Here is an 18,136-nt window from a genome sequence, read left to right on the forward strand (position 1 = left end):
AAAACGCCGCCCCGGACAGGGCGGCGTTTTGTGTTGGGTTGCGGATCGTTTGGCGGTGATTACGGAACCGCGCGTCGCAACCGGCGTGCTTCGGCGTTTTCGGTATCGATCAGCCCGCGATAGGCATGCCAGCTTGAATAGCCCAAAAGCGGCATCATAATTGCCAGACCCAATAAAAAGACCACCATGCCGCATGCGGCCATCACGGCAATCATTGCCGCCCAGCCGGTCAAAACCCGCCAGTTTTTACGGAATGCCGCAACGCTTATAATCAGGGCGGTGATGACATCGATATCGCGATCCACCAAAAGCGGGATCGATACCACCGTGATGGCAAACACGATGACGGCCAAAACGCCGCCAAGAATGGTGCCGGTGATCAGGAAACTGATGGCATCGCGCGAGAAGAAGGTTTCCCAGACCAGCACATCAAGGGATGGCATCGACCCGTTATAAAACAGGGCAAACAGCAACATCGCAATGCGCGTCCATGCCAGGAAAAACAGCATCAGGACAACGCCAATGGCGCCAAGTTGGCCGGGGTTGCGGCGAAACCCGTTCAAACTGTGCCAAAGGGTGACATTTTCGCCCATTTCAAGGCGGCGGCTGGTTTCATAAAGTCCGACGGCGATCACCGGGGCGAGTAGCATGAAGCCCGCCCCAAGTGGCAGCGTCAGATAGGGTTGCCCCGATTGAAACAGACTAAGCAGGATAAGGTAACCTGCCACGACGCAAAGCCCGCCATAGGCCAGCCCGATTGCCGGGGTCCGTTTAAAATCCCGCCAGCCTGCTTCCAGCCATTTTCCCGATTGGTCGCTGGTTACGTTGCGGATGGTAATGCCTTGTGGCAGTCCGTTGACGGGACTGGTTGGTTGTTTTGTTGTGGTCTCGGTCATTTGCATCCTCTCCCTGCACCTTGTTTTGAAGGTGGCCTTCGCGCAGCCTTTAAAGTCCTGATTGTATTTTTATTTTTAATAACTCTATCATTCTCCGCGATAATTGCCAGCATCTGCTGTGTTAAATGTGATCCTGAATTTTGATCTGTATTTTATATATTCAATCTGAAGGTGGACTTTCCACCGGAGACTGGTTGATTACAAATGCATTGGACCCAAATGGATATGATGACCTGCTTAATCGGGGGCAATGCGCGTAAATGGTCATAACAACCAATTTATTGCCATTTTCTGTTGCGAGTAGCGGTACGAACCATATGCTGTTGGAATCAAATCATAACATTGCACCGTGCGGAACGACGTGTTCCCCGGGTGCCAAGTAAAAAGCGGAGCCGGATTGTTGAAAAAGATCATTGCTGTGATTGGTGCCATTCTGGTCGTGGTCATTGCGGCGCTATTGGTCATTCCATCGCTGATTGACTGGAATGGCTATAAGCCGCAAATCACCCAGGCGGTGCATGATGCAACCGGTCGTAATCTTGACATTAACGGCGATCTTTCGATGTCGCTGTTGCCGTTCCCGGCCTTGTCGGTTGAAAAGGTCGCGCTGAGCAATCTGGCAGGCGCACAGGACGCGGAAATGGTCACGGTCGAAGAAGTCCGTGTTGCGGTCGCCCTGATGCCGCTTTTGACCGGCAATGTGCAGGTGACGAAAATCAGCCTGATCGATCCGGTGATTTCCATCGAAAGCTTTACCGACGGCAGCAACAATCTGGTGTTTGATCCGGCACAGGCAACCCGTTCCGGCCCGGATGCCGGCACCATTGCCAATCCTCAATCTGGCACAGATAGCGAACCGGCTGCATCGGAAACCGCTCCCCCGGCAGAACCGGCAGGCGATGCCGGATCATCGGATTTGGCCAGCACGATCCAGATTGATCGTCTGGAAATCGAAAATGCCACCATCGTGTATCATGCACCGGGCAGCACGGAACGGATCGAAGGATTGACCCTTGGTGTTTCGGCTGACAGCCTGAATGGTCCGGCGGACGGCGAAGGCTATGTGTTTTATCGCGGCATTCCACTGACGTTTAATTTCAATGTTGGCCAGATCAGTCAGACCGGACCGTTTCCGATTGGCCTGAGACTTGGCATCGACAAGGTTGATGGCGGTATCAGCCTCAGCGGTCAGGTCGATCTTTCGGCGGAGTATCCGGGCTTTAACGGCCAGATTGATGGCAATTTCAACGATCTGCGCGAAGCCGCAATGCGCATTGCAGGCGAAGGGGCGGATATCCCCGATATTGCCGCCAAGCCGTTTAATCTGGGCGGGCAGATTGCCGCCAATGCCAAATCAGTGACGATCAATGATTTGTCGATCCGGTTTGGTGAAACACGCGGTTCTGGCGCGATTGCGATTGATCAGGAACCGAAAATGCGGGCCGATGTGGCGCTGCGTTTCAACCAGCTTGATCTTGATTCAATTCTGGTCCTGACCCATATGGGCGAGGGTGCTGCGGCACCGGCCGGTGGTAATGACGCAACGACAAACAACGGTGATGGCAACGCTACATCGGCACCGGAAAATGGTGATAGCGGGCAGTCGATCCCGTCACAGGGTGGCACAAAATCCGCAGCCAATGGGCCGATGATCCCGGCTGATCTGACAGCGGCGATTGATTTCGAAGTTGAAACCCTGATTTACAATCAGACCCCGATCCATAATGCGCGCGTCAATGCGGCGATTGCCAATAGCAAGATCACCTTAAACGAAGTCTCGGCCGATCTTCCGGGCGGGACCGATGTTTCGGTATTTGGCAGCATTTCAGGCAGTGGCCCAAAACCCAGTGCCGCGCTTTCATACGAAGTGGCATCGGATAACATCCGGGCGGTTGCGCGGTGGCTTGGCGTTGATGTTGATGGCATCCGTGCAGACCGTTTGCGCCGGTTCTCGCTGACCGGTGGGATCAAGGGCACGCAGGACAAGCTTGATATTTCCGATTTGGATCTGCGCATTGATGATACCGCCATTCGCGGTGCCATTGTCGCCAATCTGAGCGGTGATGGGCTTCCGGCACTTGGTATTGGTTTGAAGCTGGATCGTATCAATTTGGATCAATATATCCCGACGGCACCGGTTGCTGCGAATGGGGATGGGGCTTCGTCCACATCAAGTGGTGGTTCTGCGACCACAGGTTCGGGCACAGCGTCGGGTGGTTCGGATGCGGGCAAAGCGGCATCGGGTCCGGTATCGGGCAGCGATGCAATGATCAAAACGATCAAGGATGCGTTGGCACCGCTTGACGGGCTGGCGGCGAATTATCGTTTGGCGGCCGATGAAATCATTTCGTCGGGTGTGTCGATCAAGGGCATCGCCATTGATGGCAGCCTGAACGGCGCGCAGATCAAACTAAATAACTTTGCCGTTGCCAATGCGGCCGGGCTTTCGGCCAGTGCCAGTGGTGTGTTCCGCGGCGATGCCAAAATTCCGGCATTCGAAGGGGTGAAACTGAAAGTTACGGCTCAGACGCTGGAACCTTTGGCGAAACTGACGGGCATGACGCTTCCGGCACCGGCCAGCCAATATAAAAGCATTCAGGCCAATGTCGGTCTGAACGGCCCGATTACCGGTCCGAAACTTGATCTCGACGTTTCCAACCCGTTGATGCAATTGGCCATAAACGGTGTGTTGCAGGACTTGTTGGGCGCGGCGCCGGGGATTGATGGCAAACTTGTAATGCAGGCATCCAGCCTGAACCGTTTGTTGCCATTGGTCGCCCCGACTTACGAGCCGTCGGGCAATCTGGGACGTTTGGCAATTGACAGTACGATCAAGGGCAATGCGACAAACATCGCGTTGTCGATCGCCAAGTTTGGTGTTGGTCCGTTTGAAACCAAGGGCAATGTTGATTTTAACGCCAGTGGCGCACAGCCAAAACTGGCGGTGTCGCTTTCGGGTGGGACACTTGACGTTGATCCGTTTGTGCCAGCGGCCAAACGTGCCGGTTTGATGCCGCAAGGTGGCAGCGGATTGCGCCGGGCGGCGTTTAATATGCCAAAAACCATGAAGGTGACCACGGTTGATGCCCGTGACGGCACGCCGTGGGACGATACGGTGATTGATGTATCGGCCCTTCGGTCGATTGATGCCACTATTTCGGTGGTGCTGGATCAGCTTGATTTTGATGCCTATAGCCTGATGAAGCCGGATTTGAAGGCAACATTGGTGACCGGGCTTCTGACCATTGAAAAATTCACCGGTCTTTTGGGCGATGGTAATCTGGCGATTGATGGCACATTTGATGCGCGCAATTCAGATACGCCGAAACTGGCCCTTAAAGGCAATCTGGATGGGGCCGATATTCAAAAACTGGCGCCGATCAAGATTGCCAATGACATGGTGATTGGCGGGGCGGCGACGAAGTTTAATGTTACCGCATCGGGCAATACATCGCGCAAGCTGGTCAGTGCGTTAAGCGGCACGGCCAATTTGATGCTGAACAATGTTCGGTTCAGCAATGCTGATAAACGATCCGCCGATCCGAAATTGAACCTGCAGGCATTGTTGCAACAAGGTCCGCAGGCGATGGTGGTTGAAGGGGTTGGTAATAACGATCTGCTTCAGTCGCTTGAGGCCGATATGACGATCACCAACGGGATTGCCAAAACAACCCGGGTTGATGCCGTATCGCGCGTCGGGACGGCCGATGCCAATGCGACGCTTGATTTGCCGAAATGGTTGATGGATGCGCAGGCTGATTTTGATTTTTCCAAGAAAATCGAAGAACTGCCCGCGTTCAGTGTTTATGCCAAAGGCAAGATCGATAGCCCCGCTGTTAGCGGCAAGATGGACAAGGTCGCGATCAAGATTTTGGACAACATTCTTGATAAGGCATTGGGTGGCAGCGGGTCATCCAGCGACAGTTCCGGTTCAGGAACTTCGGGCAAGGATGCGGCCAAGGGGCTTCTAAAAGGTCTTTTGAATCAACTGGGTCGCTGATTTCGCGACAAGGTTTGGACTTTGTAAACGGCCCTGCATTGCGGGGCCGTTTTCTTTTGTACGCGGCGAGGTGTGAACCAGACTGTCATAAAAAGTCAAAAAAACCTTAACAAACGGGCCGCGCTTCGACATGATCCGCGCGTCGATTCCCTTTATGAGTAACGGTTGATCATGGTCGCAAAGAAAACGGCTCTGGATAAGGATCTTAAATGGCAACGCCGCATGGATGCGGGTGTCGTTGAGGCCGCGTCCCTGAGTGCTAAGCTCGGACTTGCGCTTGTCTTTCTTTTTGCCTGCAGTGCGTTTGTCGCCCTTTATATGGGCGGACTGCCGCAAAGCGGGTTCCTGATTGCCGCGGCGGTAATCGGTGGGTATATGGCGCTGAATATCGGCGCAAATGATGTGGCCAACAATGTTGGCCCCGCTGTTGGTTCAAAGGCGCTAACTATGGTTGGCGCCCTTTTTATTGCAGCTATTTTCGAAGCCGCCGGTGCGATTATCGCCGGGGGTGACGTTGTTAGCACGATCAAGAACGGCATTATTGATCCCAATCAGATGCCCGATCCCCAGACCTTTGTCTGGGCGATGATGGCGGCTCTTTTGGCGGCGGCCCTTTGGCTTAACCTTGCGACCTGGTTGGGGGCGCCGGTTTCGACCACGCATTCGATTGTTGGTGGCGTGATGGGGGCGGGCATGGCGGCCGTGGGCATTGAGGCGGTCAATTGGCCGACCATGGGCACGATTGCCGCAAGCTGGGTGATTTCACCGGTTCTGGGCGGTTTGATTGCCGCAGGCTTCCTTGCCTTTATCAAATTCAAGATCCTTTACACCGAAAACCGGGTTGCGGCGGCGCGCAAATGGGTGCCGATTTTGGTCGGTGTGATGGTATCGGCCTTCACCATGTATCTGATGATGAAGGGGATCAAAAAGATCTGGAAAGCCGATGTTTCAGTCGTGATTGCGATTGGCGTTGCCGCGTTCTTCCTGACCTTGTTCCCGGTGCGCAAGGCGGTTTTTCATGCGTCGCGTGACATGACCGGACGGCGCAAGGAAATTGCGTCGCTGTTTCGTCTTCCGCTGATTGTGTCGGCCGCCCTTTTGTCATTCGCCCATGGGTCAAACGATGTTGCCAATGCGATTGGCCCGTTGGCGGCCATCGTTTCGGGCGTTGATAGCGGTGAAATCGTTACATCGGCGCCGATCCCGATCTGGGTGATGGTGATTGGCGCGATTGGTATTTCGGCCGGTCTTATCCTGTTTGGTCCGAAATTGATCAAAACGGTCGGGTCGAAGATTACCAAGCTTGATCCGATCCGGGCCTATACCGTGGCACTTTCCGCCGCGCTTACGGTGATTGTCGCATCTGCATTGGGGCTTCCTGTCAGTTCGACGCATATTGCGGTCGGTGCGGTGTTTGGTGTCGGGTTCCTGCGCGAAACGCTAAGCCATCGTCGCCGGATTGAAACTGCGCCGATGCTGGTCGGTGATAATGTTGAAACCGACGTGCAAAAGCAGCATATCGAAGCCCTGCGTCAGCTTGACCCGTTCGAGGCCGAACGTGCGGAAAACAAATTGCACAAACGGTTGCTGGTGCGCCGTCGCTATGCGGTGACGATTGCAACCGCCTGGGTGGTTACGGTCCCGGCGGGTGCGTTTCTTGGCGCGCTTTTGTTTTTCACCATTCGCGGGATCATGCTTTAAATCCGGATGGTTTAAGCGCAATATTAAAGTTTCGCGGCACGGTGTTCCTCTTTTTCCCCGGAGCATCTTGTGGCGATCTGCAGCGGCGGTCAGGCATGCCTGACCGCCGTTTTTCCTTGACGGGCGGGATGCATACCCGTAAATACCCCGGCACATAATTGCATCGAACCCGTGTCAAATCGTCGCCCAGTCAAAGTGGGCCGCGAGATTTTCTATGCGTGCGTTCTGCGTTGGATTAAGGAAAAGACGATGAAAGCCACCCTTTTTGGCATTCTGGCGATGGCCATCACGGTTGTTGCATCGAACATTCTGGTTGAATATCCGTTGCCGGGTGTTCTTGCCGATTGGCTGACCTATGGGGCGTTTACCTATCCGGTGGCGTTTTTGGTAACCGATCTGACCAACCGTGCCCGCGGGGCGCAGGCCGCGCGTGTTGTGGTTCTGGCCGGGTTTGCTATTGCGGTTGTTTTGTCACTGATCTTTGCTGATACGCGCATTGCCCTTGCATCGGGGACGGCGTTTCTGATTGCGCAGTTGCTTGACGTGACGGTGTTTGACAAATTGCGTCAGGCCAGCTGGTGGAAAGCGCCGCTGGTGTCATCGGGGATCGGGTCGCTGGTTGATACGACGTTGTTCTTTTCGATTGCATTCGCGGGAACGGGCCTTCCGTGGGACACATGGGCGATGGGTGATTTTAGCGCCAAGATTATTATGGCGCTGACCTGTCTGGCACCGTTCCGCCTGTTGATGGCGGTGGTGACACCGCGTGCAAATGTGGAACCGGCACGCTGATTTTTCGCCCCGACGCCATAAGATGGTGCAAAGGGGGGGGATAAAGCGCCCCTCTGATTTTTTGTTCTGATAAGTGCAGGTTCTGTATTTCCGATGAAAGTCGATCTGTTCGATTTTGAATTGCCGCGCGACTGTATTGCCGAACATCCGGCAAATCCGCGCGATAGTGCCCGTATGCTTGATCTGACGGGTGGGGAAACCCCCGCCGGTATGATGGATCGCATCGTGCGTGAATTGCCCGATATCCTGCGCCCCGGTGATCTTTTGATTTCAAACGATACCCGCGTGATCCCCGCCCGCCTGTTTGGCAAGCGCGGGGATGCCGGGATTGAAGTCACCCTGCATAAACAGGAAGGCTTGGCCCAATGGCGTGCCTTTGCCAAACCGGCCAGAAAGCTGCGCATTGGCGAGATTTTCAAAGTCACCGATGATTTTGAAGCCGAGGTTATCGAAAAGAAAGATGGCGGCGAAGTTTTGCTGCGTTTTAACGTCGCAGGTGCCGATCTTATTGCCGGGCTTGAAAAATATGGCGTGATGCCGTTGCCGCCCTATATCCGGCGTGACAAGGGCGGGGATAATCAGGACCGATCCGATTATCAGACGATCTTTGCCCGGCATGATGGTGCGGTTGCCGCGCCGACGGCGGGGTTGCATTTCACGCCTGAATTGCTGGCGAACCTTGACGCGCGCGGGATCAAACGGCGCACGATTACGCTGCATGTTGGTGCGGGAACGTTTTTGCCGGTGAAGGTAGATGACACCAATGACCACAAAATGCATGCTGAATGGGGCAGCATTTCGCCGGAAATCGCGACCCTGATCAATGAAACACGGGCGAATGGCGGGCGGGTGATTGCGGTCGGGACGACGTCACTTCGGTTGCTTGAAAGTGCGGCCCGCGAAGACGGGGTGGTTGAACCGTTCGAGAACGACACCGACATCTTTATCACGCCGGGTTATAAATTCCGCGCGGTCGATATGTTGTTGACCAATTTTCATCTGCCGCGGTCGACGTTGTTCATGCTGGTATCGGCCTTTGCCGGGTATGATCGCATGAAGACGGCCTATGGCCACGCGATTGAAAACAAATACCGTTTCTATTCCTATGGCGATTGCAGCCTGCTTGAATGCGCCAGCAAGATTGAAAAAGCTGATGACTGAATTTCGTTATGAACTTTTAGCCACCGATGGCAAAGCCCGTCTGGGGCGCATCCATACCGCGCATGGCGTGATTGATACCCCGGCGTTTATGCCGGTCGGAACGGCGGCGACGGTCAAGGGCATGTTGCCCGAAAACGTGGCCGATACCGGCGCGCAAATCCTTTTGGGCAATACCTATCATTTGATGCTGCGTCCCGGGGCAGAACGCATTGCGCGCCTTGGCGGCCTGCATAAATTCATGAATTGGGACAAACCGATCCTGACCGATAGCGGCGGGTATCAGGTGATGTCACTGTCGAAACTGCGCAAGATTACTGAAGATGGCGTGACGTTCAAAAGCCATATCGATGGCCGCAAATTTGCGCTATCGCCGGAACGGTCGATGGAAATCCAGCATTTGCTGGGATCGACGATCACCATGGCCTTTGACGAATGCACCCCGTTCCCCGCGACCGAGCAACAGGCCGCAGACAGCATGCGTATGTCGATGCGCTGGGCCAAGCGATCCAAGGATGCGTTTGTTAACCGCGAGGGTTACGCGCTTTATGGCATTCAGCAGGGCAGCGTGTTTGAAAACCTGCGTCGGGAAAGTTCCGAAAAGCTGACCGAGCTTGATCTTCCGGGGCATTCGGTTGGCGGCCTTGCGGTTGGCGAAGGCCAGCAGATCATGTTTGATACGCTTGATTTCTGTGTCGATATGTTGCCCGCCAATAAGCCGCGTTACCTGATGGGGGTTGGCAAGCCGTCTGACCTTGTCGGGGCTGTGATGCGCGGGATTGATCAGTTTGACTGTGTATTGCCGACCCGGTCGGGGCGCAATGCACAGGGCTTTACCCATCGCGGGACGCTGAACCTTAAAAACGGCCGTCATCGCGATGATGACCGTCCGCTGGATGACCAATGTAATTGCCCGGCCTGCACGAAATATTCGCGCGCCTATCTGCATCACTTGATCAAAGCCGGTGAAATTCTGGGCGCGGTCCTGCTGACCTGGCATAACCTGGCCTATTATCAGGATTTGATGGCCGACATGCGCAAAGCCATTGCCGAAGGCCGGATGGACGCGTTTGCACGCGATTTCCATGCCGCACAGGAAGGCGGGGATATTGATCCCATGCCGATCATCGAGGATTAATCTGATGGCGGATCAAACCATTTACGACAATCTGACCATGCTGGGCGGTGCGACCGAACAGCCCGCAAGCCCGGAGGAAGCCGTTCTGGAACGGGTGCAAAACCCGCAGGCAGGTACGGATTACTGTGTGCGGTTTGTCGCCCCGGAATTTACGTCGCTTTGTCCGATCACCGGCCAGCCGGATTTTGCCCACCTGGTGATTGATTATGTGCCCGGTGACTGGCTGGTTGAAAGCAAGTCGCTGAAACTGTTTTTGACGTCATTTCGCAATCATGGCTCGTTCCACGAGGATTGCACGGTCAAAGTTGGCAAACGGATTGCGGAAACGATTGATCCGAAATGGTTGCGCATTGGCGGGTACTGGTATCCGCGTGGCGGCATTCCGATTGATGTGTTTTACCAAACCGGCCCGGCCCCCGATGGTGTCTGGATCCCCGATCAAGGCGTTGCGCCGTACCGCGGGCGTGGCTAGGGCGGTCTGAGCCGGTGCAAACCGGACTAAACGGATCCAAATTAAAAGACCGTCGTTGGGGAAACCTGCGGCGGTTTTTTTGTGGGGTCTGGGGATTACCAAGATGTATAGATATTAACAATGCGAATTATTCTCATTGTTTTGATGGGGACTTCTTGCTAAGACAGCCGCACAGCAGGGTGAGCTGTAGTGCTTTGGCAATTGTGTGTTTGGGAAGATCATGGCGCGCAACAGCGCATCGGTTCTGATCGCAAGTTTTCAGGAAAATTACGAACAGCTTTTCCGGTTTCTGACCCGAAAGCTGAACGGTGATTGTGAACGCGCGGCCGATGTGGTTCAGGATACTTATATCCGTCTCGCCGATACGCCCGACCCGGGCGAGGGGATCGATAATCCGCGTGCCTATATCTATCGGGTTGCCGGGAACCTTGCGATTGACTGGTTGCGGCGTGAAAAGCGCATCACGGCCAATCATGATGTCAGCGAAGATGCCGACACCATCCACGACCCCAAACCCGGCCCTGAACACATCATTTTGGGGCGTGAACAGATTTTGTTGCTTGATAAGGCACTGCAAAAGCTGCCAGAAAAGCCCCGTGCTGCATTGTTGATGTTTCGGGTGGATGGATTGTCTCACAGCGAAATCGCACAGCGGTTAGGTGTATCAAACAGCATGGTTGCCAAATATATCGCCCGTGCCTTGCAGCATTGCCGCGATGAACTTTTACGCGGGGGGGAAAAATAATGACAAAATTTGTTGTGGAATTACCCTGCGCCAAACGTCTTAAAGATAGGAAGCCTGCGGCACGGGCAAACAGGAACGCGTTTCGGGGTATCGGGTGTTGACGACCGGCTTATCGGATCAACAATCAGGCAGAACGCTAGTGGCGACTGATCTTGGCGATCAGGCGATTGAATGGCTGGTGATGCTGCAATCAGGCGACGCAACGGCGCGGGATCGTGCGGGCTTTGCCGATTGGTGCGCCCAAAGCCCCGATCATGCCCGCGCGGTTGCCGAAGCCAGAAGCCTGTTGGCCGGGATTGATGAAACTAAAATCGCGCAGCAATGGCGCGATAATCGCGACATCGGCGCGGCGGTTGGCGCGATGGCATCGCCCGCGCCCGCGCCGATAACAGGGCACCGAAAGTCTTTCCCCAAATCCCGCCCCAAATCACACATGCGCCGGGCAGGCAAAGCCGCAATTTGGGCCGCGACGGTATGTATCTTGATGGTTGCGATTTTGGGCGGGGTGGAAGCCATCGGTCCAATTGCGCGCTGGACCGCAGATTACAGTACCGCCACCGGGCAACAGCGCACGGTCGTGCTGGGGGATGGATCGATGGCGCATATGAATACGGCATCGGCTTTTTCGGTGGATTTTTCCGGGCCGCGCCGCGAAATCCATCTTGAAGCCGGGGAAGTGATATTTGACGTTGCCAAGGATGCCAGCCATCCCTTTGTCGTTTCCGCCAACGGGGGCGAGGCGCGTGCCGTGGGCACCATTTATGGCGTGCGCCTGGATGGGGATGTGACCGATGTTACCGTGCGGGAAGGCATTGTTGATGTGTCTAATGGTGATCATGAAACCCGACGCATTACCGTCGGGCAGCAAGCCCGTTATCGCGGGGATGGCAAGGTGGAATACATCGAAAATGCCGATCTTGCGGCCTATGGCAGTTGGCAGCGCGGCAAGCTGATTTTTAATCAGCGCAGACTGGGGGATGTGATCGGCGAAGTTGCGCGTTATCAGCGTGGCCAGATCGTGATCGCCCGGGAAGCCCTTCGTGATCTTAAGGTTACCGGGGTGTTTGCGATCGATGATCTGAATGCGTTGCTGGCATCGATTGAACAAACAACATCGGCGCGCGTTACCCATCTGCCGCTTTTGGCCGTCATTTATTAGGCATGTTTTATCGCCCGAACGCCGGTGATGCGCCTTCATTTTCGGTTGTTTTCCGGTGTGTTCGACGGACATCCAATTTTTTTTAAAAGTTTTTGGTGCAAATCGCATTGGCCGGTTTCGTCTTACTGATAACAGCGAATGATTTCGGTTCTTAATTTCATTCGCAAAGGGTTATCAAACGAAAAGGCTTATCGAATGGAATTGAGTGCTTGTGGCGTTCGGGGAACTTCCGGGAATGCTGGTGTAGGGAAATTAACGGGCGGCGGGAATAACGGCATCACCATGATGCGCCGTCTTGCGGCGACCACCGTGATTTCCGGTTTTGTTGCCGTGACACCGGTTTCGGTTTTTGCTGCCAATGTGAACTTGAATGTTGCGGATGGTCCAACCCAGGTTGCGCAATCGACAATGGTCGATTTTAACATCCCGGCACAGGGGCTTGACCGGGCACTGACCAGCTTTGCCGATCAGGCTAATCTGCGTTTGTTCTTTCCGTCCGAAGGGCTGGAAAACCTGACTGCGCCCGCAATCAAAGGCGTGTTTGGTGTTGATGCCGCCCTTGGCCAGCTTTTAAGCGGATCGGGTTATACTTGGCGCTTTACCGAAGACGACACCATCACCATCGAAAAAGTCATCAGCGACGGTGAAACGGTTCTTGATCCGGTCCGGATTGAAGCCAATGCGGTGAAAGAACGGGCGGATGGCCCGGTTGTGGGCTATGTCGCGACCCAGTCACGGGCGGCGACTAAAACCAGCACACCGATCCTTGAAACAGCACAGTCGATTTCAGCCGTGACCGCCGATCAGATCAAGGATCAGGGATCGCAATCGGTTATGGAAGCGGTGCGATATACCCCCGGTGTATTCACCGGACAGGTCGGGGCATCCAATCGTTATGACTATATCATCATGCGGGGTTTGTCAGAAAACAGCATCGATAATATCTATCTTGATGGCATGAAAATGATGGGGGATAATTCGACCTATAGCTCGATGCAGGTCGATCCCTATTTCATTGAACGGGCAGATGTTGTTAAGGGGCCAGCATCGGTTCTTTATGGTCGCAGTTCGCCGGGCGGCCTTGTTGCACTTTCAAGCAAGGCACCGGAATTTGAACAGAAGGCCGAGGCCGAAGTTTCCTATGGCAATCGCAATCAGCGGGCATTCGCCTTTGACGTGACCGGACCATTGACCGAGGGGGACAGGCTTGCCTATCGCGTGGTTGGCAAGGTTGATGCGCAAGATACGCAATTTAAATATGTCGAAGAAGAACGCTATGTTTTTGCCCCGTCGCTAACGGCCAATTTTACCGATGATACCCGTTTGACCGTGCAGGCATATCTGCAACGTGACCCCGAAGGGGGCTGGCATAACGGATCACCGGCCGAAGGCACGCTTTATCCCAGAAACGGACAATATATTTCGCGGGATTTCTTTGACGGTGCGCCCGATCTTGAAAAATTTGATCGTGTTCAGAACATGATCGGATACGAGTTCGAACATGATTTCGATCAGGACTGGACGATACGTCACAAGCTTAGATATCTCAGTTCCAGTGTCGATATTGATCAGGTCTATCAGACCGGTTGGTCAGGGACATCCAACGAGCTTAAGCGTTCGTATTATGGCGGTGATGAAACCCTGCGTGCGCTGGCCTCTGATAACCAGCTTGAAGGCGCTTTTTCAAGCGGGGTGGTTGATCATACGATCTTGGCCGGGCTTGATTATCAGCACCGCCGGGCACGGGCCAATCACTGGTATCAGACGGCATCCAATATTGATGCCTTTAACCCGGTTTACAGTGGTTCCGGGGTGACTTTCGGGGCGCCGTATCGCAAAAACACCAAGGAACTCGACCAGACGGGGGTCTATGTTCAGGATCAATTGGCCTATGAAAATTGGCGTTTGTCACTTGGCCTGCGTCAGGATTGGCTGGAAACAACAAACCTGAACCGTCTGACCAATGCCAGCACGGGGCAGGATCGCGACAAGCTAACAAAGCGTGCGGGATTGCTTTATCTTTTTGATAATGGCATTGCGCCCTATATCAACTATTCAGAATCCTTTGATCCCAGCCTGTATAACGATGCGAACGGGGATCCGATTGAACCGACCGAGGGCCGCCAATACGAAGCGGGGATTAAATTCCAGCCGAACGGCAGCGAGACGATATTGAGTGCGGCGGTCTTTAATATCAATCAGGACAATGTCGCGCTTTATAACTCTGGCACCCTTGCCTATGACCCGGCGGGATCGATTGAAAGCCGGGGGCTTGAACTTGAAGCACGCGGGAAAATCAGCGAAAACATCAATGTGATTGCAAGCTATACCTTTACCGATGCGCAATATGATGCACCGGGCGACAGCAAGGATGGCAAGCAGCCGATGCAGGTTCCCGAACACATGGCGTCATTGTGGGGCCATTATCAGTTCATGTCAGGTGCGCTGAACGGGCTTGGACTGGGGGCTGGCGTGCGTTATGTCGGCGAAACCTGGGCCAATGCGGTGAATACGCAAAAAGTTCCCGATTATGCGGTTCTTGATTTTGCGCTGAATTATGATTTGGCGCATGTCGGGCTGGAAAACCTTGATTTCCGTTTGAATGTGAACAACCTGCTGGACGAAGAATACATCGCATCCTGCTATACGCTGGCGAACTGTTACTATGGGGCAGAACGGTCGATCCTTGGCACGTTGCGTTACAAGTTCTAAATTTTGGCAATTGCGTCAAAAGGCCGTGGCATTGCGCCACGGCCTTTTGCGTTTCGGCGACAAACCTATATAAGGCAGCACAGAGAGAGAACAAATTGAACCAGAAATTCCGCCATGACGGTTGTTGCTGCCATCACCTTTGAAGACCTTCAGGCCAAAGCCCGTGAAATCGGCTTTGATGTTTGTGGTGTGGCGCGCCCGCAGATTGACGAACGCAATCAGCGACGGTTGGATGAATTCGTCGCCGGGGCCGAATACGGCACCATGGACTGGATGAATGATCCGGAACGCTTGCCGCGCCGCCGTGACCCCAAGGTGCTGTGGCCCGAGGTCAAATCTGTGATTGTTCTGGGGTCCAACTATGGCCCGGCGGAAAATCCCCTGACGCTTTTGGATCATCCGGACCGGGCGATGATTTCGGTCTATGCCAAGAACCGTGATTATCACGATTTGATCAAAAAACGTCTGAAACAACTGGCGCGCTGGATGATCGAACAGGCGCAGAAATCAGGCGTGGGCGGCGAACAGGTTAAGGTTTTTGTCGACACGGCACCGGTTCTGGAAAAACCATTGGGGCAGGCGGCGGGCATTGGCTGGCAGGGTAAGCATACCAATCTGGTATCGCGTGAATATGGTAGTTGGCTTTTTCTGGGCGAGGTTTTTACCACCCTTGAATTTGATCTGGCGGAACCGGAAATCGATCATTGCGGGTCTTGTTCCAATTGTTTGTCGGCTTGTCCTACCGATGCTTTCCCTGCCCCCTACAAGCTTGATGCGCGCAAATGCATTTCGTATCTGACGATCGAACATGATGGCCTGATCCCGATCGAGTTCCGTCGTGCGATGGGCAATCGGATTTATGGCTGTGATGATTGTCTGGCGGTCTGCCCGTGGAATAAATTCGCCAGCCGAACACAGGAATTGGCGTTTATCCCGCGCGCTGAACTGACCGCGCCAAGGCTGGCTGATTTTCTTGATCTTGATGACGCGGCATTTCGGACTTTCTTTACCGGATCACCGATCAAGCGGATCGGGCGGGCCAAATTTCTGCGCAATGTCTTAACCGCGGTTGGCAACAGTGCGGTGATCTCGCTTGTACCACGTGTGGAAAACCTGCTGACGGACGAAAGCCCGCTTGTGCGCGGATCAGCGGTTTGGGCGCTGGCGCAATTGACCAATGCGGATGCGTTTGACGACCTGCGTGCCCGGCATGAACAGCTCGAAAGCGATCCGGTCGTTCTGGCGGAATGGTCCCGTCCGAGCGCTGTAATTTAGTCGAACTGCACCGTTTCATAGTGATAGCGCACATTGCCTGCCGGATCGGTCAGGACAATGCCAAACATCGGTTTTAAGGGCGCGCGATCTTCCAGGTCTTCTTCCTTTTCGTGGCGCATATCAAACGGTTCGCCCTTTTGACTGCTGCCGCCAACGACAAAGGGAATTCCCTGCCAAACACCGGTGCTGGGGCGATGCAAATGGCCCATGAACATGTGTTTGATTTGTGGATTGTCTTGGACGATGGCGGCCAGTTCGGCATCGGCATCCATCCGGATCGAGTCTAGAAACGGCAATCCCATTTCAAGCGGCGGATGATGCATAAACAGGAAGGTTGGCAGGTCTCGATGGCTGGCAAGTTCGTGTTTTAACCAATCCAGTCGGGCTTGGCACATTGTACCGTGATGCGCGCCGGGGACGATGGTATCAAGCATCACAAAGCGGATGCCATCAAAGGTGTGACCGTGATTGATAAAGCCGTTGTCATCATGCGGGGTATCGGGAAAGGCATCCAGCAATGGCGCGCGACTATCGTGATTGCCCGGAATCATGATAAACGGCATTTCTAGGGTCGCAAACAGCTCGACCGCATGATCAAACTGTTCGGGCCGTCCATGATGGGTGATGTCGCCGGTAATGACGCAAATCTCGGCATCGCCATGATATTCATTGATCTCGTCAATGACAGTGCGCAGCGTATCACCGGCATGGGGCGGGCGCGAAAGATCATCGCGGGCCAGCAGATGCGTGTCGGAAAGATGTATGAATTTCATAAGCATGCCTTATCATAAACTTGTGATGCCACCGGCATGATGATCAAATTTCCGCCGATTGGGAAGATATACAGGCGATGAGTACTGACGTTCGCAAAAGATCTGTGACAATTGCCGGACACCGGACCAGTTTCTCGCTTGAAGATGCTTTCTGGACCGAGTTGCAGGGCATTGCCACACGACGCGATATGGCGATTGCCGAACTGGTGGCCGAGGTTGATGAAGGCCGCGATGGCAACCTTTCAAGCGCGCTTCGGCTTTATGTGCTGGGTGATTTGCAGGAACGCCTTGAAATGGCAGGCGACGCCGGAAAACTGATAACAGGGGATATCGTAAATGACTGAAATGGCCTGCATTGCTGTGACCGGCGCAAATGGTTTTGTAGGGCGGGCTGTCTGCAAATCCCTTTTGGGCAAGGGCTATAAAGTGCGTGCCTTGTTGCGTCGCGCCGATGTTGCCCCTGAATTTAACGATGTTGTCGGTCTGGACGTGCGTGTTGTTGGCGAAATTAACGGAACAACCGATTGGGCAGGGCATTTGACGGATGTGCAGGGCGTTATTCATCTGGCCGCGCGGGTGCATGTAATGAACGACCAGTCGGATGATCCGTTGTCTGCATTTCGAGCGGTCAATGTGGATGGCACGGCGCGCCTTGCCCGTGCCGCAAGGGCCGCCGGGGTTGATCGATTTGTCTTTATGAGTTCGATTAAGGTCAATGGCGAGGCAACGATAGACAGTGCTTTTGACGAAAGCAGTCCTGCTGCGCCAGAAGACCCATACGGGAAATCCAAGGCAGAAGCCGAAGGCATCCTTTGGGAAATTGCCGGGGAAACCGGACTTGAAGTCGTGATCTTGCGGCCGCCATTGGTTTATGGACCAAATGTCGGCGCAAATTTTGCCGCACTTATAAAGCTGGTCGGGCGGGGAATTCCCTTGCCTTTTGGGGCGATTGGCAATCATCGGTCGCTTGTTCATGTTGATAATCTTGCCGATGCCTGTGTGACGGCGGTCGGGCATGGGGCTGCGGCCAACAAAACCTTCCTTGTGTCGGATGGTGTTGATCACTCGATTGGTCAAATGGTCCGGTTGTTGGGCGAGGGGATGGGTAAAAAGCCGATATTAGTACCGGTTCCGGAAGGTGTTTTGACCCTGTTGGGAAGGTTGACGGGCAAAACGGCGCAAATTTCGCGATTAACCGGTTCATTGCAAATAGACAGTCGGGCCATTCGGCGAACATTGAACTGGCAACCACCAGTGGATGCGTTTGACGGATTGCGTCGGACCGGTGCCTGGTTTGCTGCGAAAAACAGTTAGA

14 protein-coding genes are annotated in these 18,136 nt (G+C 54.2%); 12 read left to right on the plus strand and 2 right to left on the minus strand.

Features of this window, described 5'->3' with window-relative positions; translation table 11 throughout:
- Positions 1 to 59 precede the first annotated feature (59 nt).
- A complete protein-coding gene (locus TALK_RS04255; RefSeq protein WP_085616557.1) occupies positions 60 to 896 on the minus strand; it encodes a DUF2189 domain-containing protein in 837 nt (278 codons plus the stop codon).
- A gap of 400 nt (positions 897 to 1,296) precedes the next feature.
- Here TALK_RS04255 and TALK_RS04260 point away from each other — a divergent pair, with 400 nt between their 5' ends.
- The 10 genes from TALK_RS04260 to queG all read left to right on the plus strand — a co-directional run bounded on the left by TALK_RS04260 (position 1,297) and on the right by queG (position 16,048).
- Positions 1,297 to 4,896: an AsmA family protein gene (locus TALK_RS04260; protein WP_085616202.1), complete on the plus strand. Its 3,600-nt coding sequence runs from the start codon at positions 1,297 to 1,299 to the stop codon at positions 4,894 to 4,896.
- Positions 4,897 to 5,067: 171 nt separating this feature from the next.
- On the plus strand, positions 5,068 to 6,597 hold the full coding sequence (locus TALK_RS04265; RefSeq protein WP_085616204.1) for an inorganic phosphate transporter: 1,530 nt from the start codon (positions 5,068 to 5,070) through the stop codon (positions 6,595 to 6,597).
- A 249-nt stretch (positions 6,598 to 6,846) separates the two neighbouring features.
- A complete protein-coding gene (locus tag TALK_RS04270; protein ID WP_085616206.1) occupies positions 6,847 to 7,389 on the plus strand; it encodes a queuosine precursor transporter in 543 nt (180 codons plus the stop codon).
- A gap of 93 nt (positions 7,390 to 7,482) precedes the next feature.
- A complete protein-coding gene (gene queA, locus TALK_RS04275; RefSeq protein ID WP_085616208.1) occupies positions 7,483 to 8,550 on the plus strand; it encodes a tRNA preQ1(34) S-adenosylmethionine ribosyltransferase-isomerase QueA in 1,068 nt (355 codons plus the stop codon).
- Positions 8,543 to 9,685 carry a tRNA guanosine(34) transglycosylase Tgt gene (tgt, locus tag TALK_RS04280; RefSeq protein ID WP_085616210.1) on the plus strand — a complete coding sequence of 381 codons (1,143 nt, stop codon included), beginning with the start codon at positions 8,543 to 8,545 and terminating at the stop codon, positions 9,683 to 9,685. The genes queA and tgt overlap by 8 nt, the downstream gene beginning before the upstream one ends.
- Positions 9,686 to 9,689: 4 nt before the next feature.
- Positions 9,690 to 10,157, plus strand: a complete 468-nt coding sequence (gene queF / locus TALK_RS04285) for a preQ(1) synthase (RefSeq protein WP_085616212.1) — start codon at positions 9,690 to 9,692, stop codon at positions 10,155 to 10,157.
- A 220-nt stretch (positions 10,158 to 10,377) separates the two neighbouring features.
- On the plus strand, positions 10,378 to 10,902 hold the full coding sequence (locus TALK_RS04290; protein ID WP_085616559.1) for an RNA polymerase sigma factor: 525 nt from the start codon (positions 10,378 to 10,380) through the stop codon (positions 10,900 to 10,902).
- Between the two features lie 139 nt (positions 10,903 to 11,041).
- The gene (locus tag TALK_RS04295) at positions 11,042 to 12,061 is read left to right on the plus strand and encodes a FecR family protein (protein WP_085616214.1); all 1,020 of its coding nucleotides are present in this window, start codon (positions 11,042 to 11,044) and stop codon (positions 12,059 to 12,061) included.
- Positions 12,062 to 12,256: 195 nt separating this feature from the next.
- Complete coding sequence (locus tag TALK_RS04300) at positions 12,257 to 14,773, plus strand: TonB-dependent siderophore receptor (protein ID WP_085616561.1); 2,517 nt, start codon at positions 12,257 to 12,259, stop codon at positions 14,771 to 14,773.
- A 114-nt stretch (positions 14,774 to 14,887) separates the two neighbouring features.
- Positions 14,888 to 16,048, plus strand: a complete 1,161-nt coding sequence (gene queG, locus TALK_RS04305; protein ID WP_085616215.1) for a tRNA epoxyqueuosine(34) reductase QueG — start codon at positions 14,888 to 14,890, stop codon at positions 16,046 to 16,048.
- Here the strand turns inward: queG and TALK_RS04310 are convergent.
- Positions 16,045 to 16,821 (minus strand): phosphodiesterase, encoded by a 777-nt coding sequence (locus TALK_RS04310; protein ID WP_085616217.1) that lies wholly within the window; start codon positions 16,819 to 16,821, stop codon positions 16,045 to 16,047. The genes queG and TALK_RS04310 overlap by 4 nt on opposite strands.
- A gap of 77 nt (positions 16,822 to 16,898) precedes the next feature.
- On the opposite strand from TALK_RS04310, the gene TALK_RS04315 reads away from it, so the two are divergent.
- Together TALK_RS04315 and TALK_RS04320 are read left to right on the plus strand one after the other, a co-directional pair.
- Entirely contained in the window at positions 16,899 to 17,165 is a 267-nt protein-coding gene (locus tag TALK_RS04315; RefSeq protein ID WP_085616219.1) for a ribbon-helix-helix domain-containing protein, read from the plus strand.
- Positions 17,158 to 18,135 (plus strand): UDP-glucose 4-epimerase family protein, encoded by a 978-nt coding sequence (locus TALK_RS04320; protein ID WP_211274769.1) that lies wholly within the window; start codon positions 17,158 to 17,160, stop codon positions 18,133 to 18,135. Before TALK_RS04315 ends, TALK_RS04320 begins: the two co-directional genes overlap by 8 nt.
- Position 18,136 lies beyond the last annotated feature (1 nt).

The sequence above is a fragment of the Thalassospira alkalitolerans genome, from assembly GCF_002115745.1.
Lineage (GTDB): Bacteria > Pseudomonadota > Alphaproteobacteria > Rhodospirillales > Thalassospiraceae > Thalassospira > Thalassospira alkalitolerans.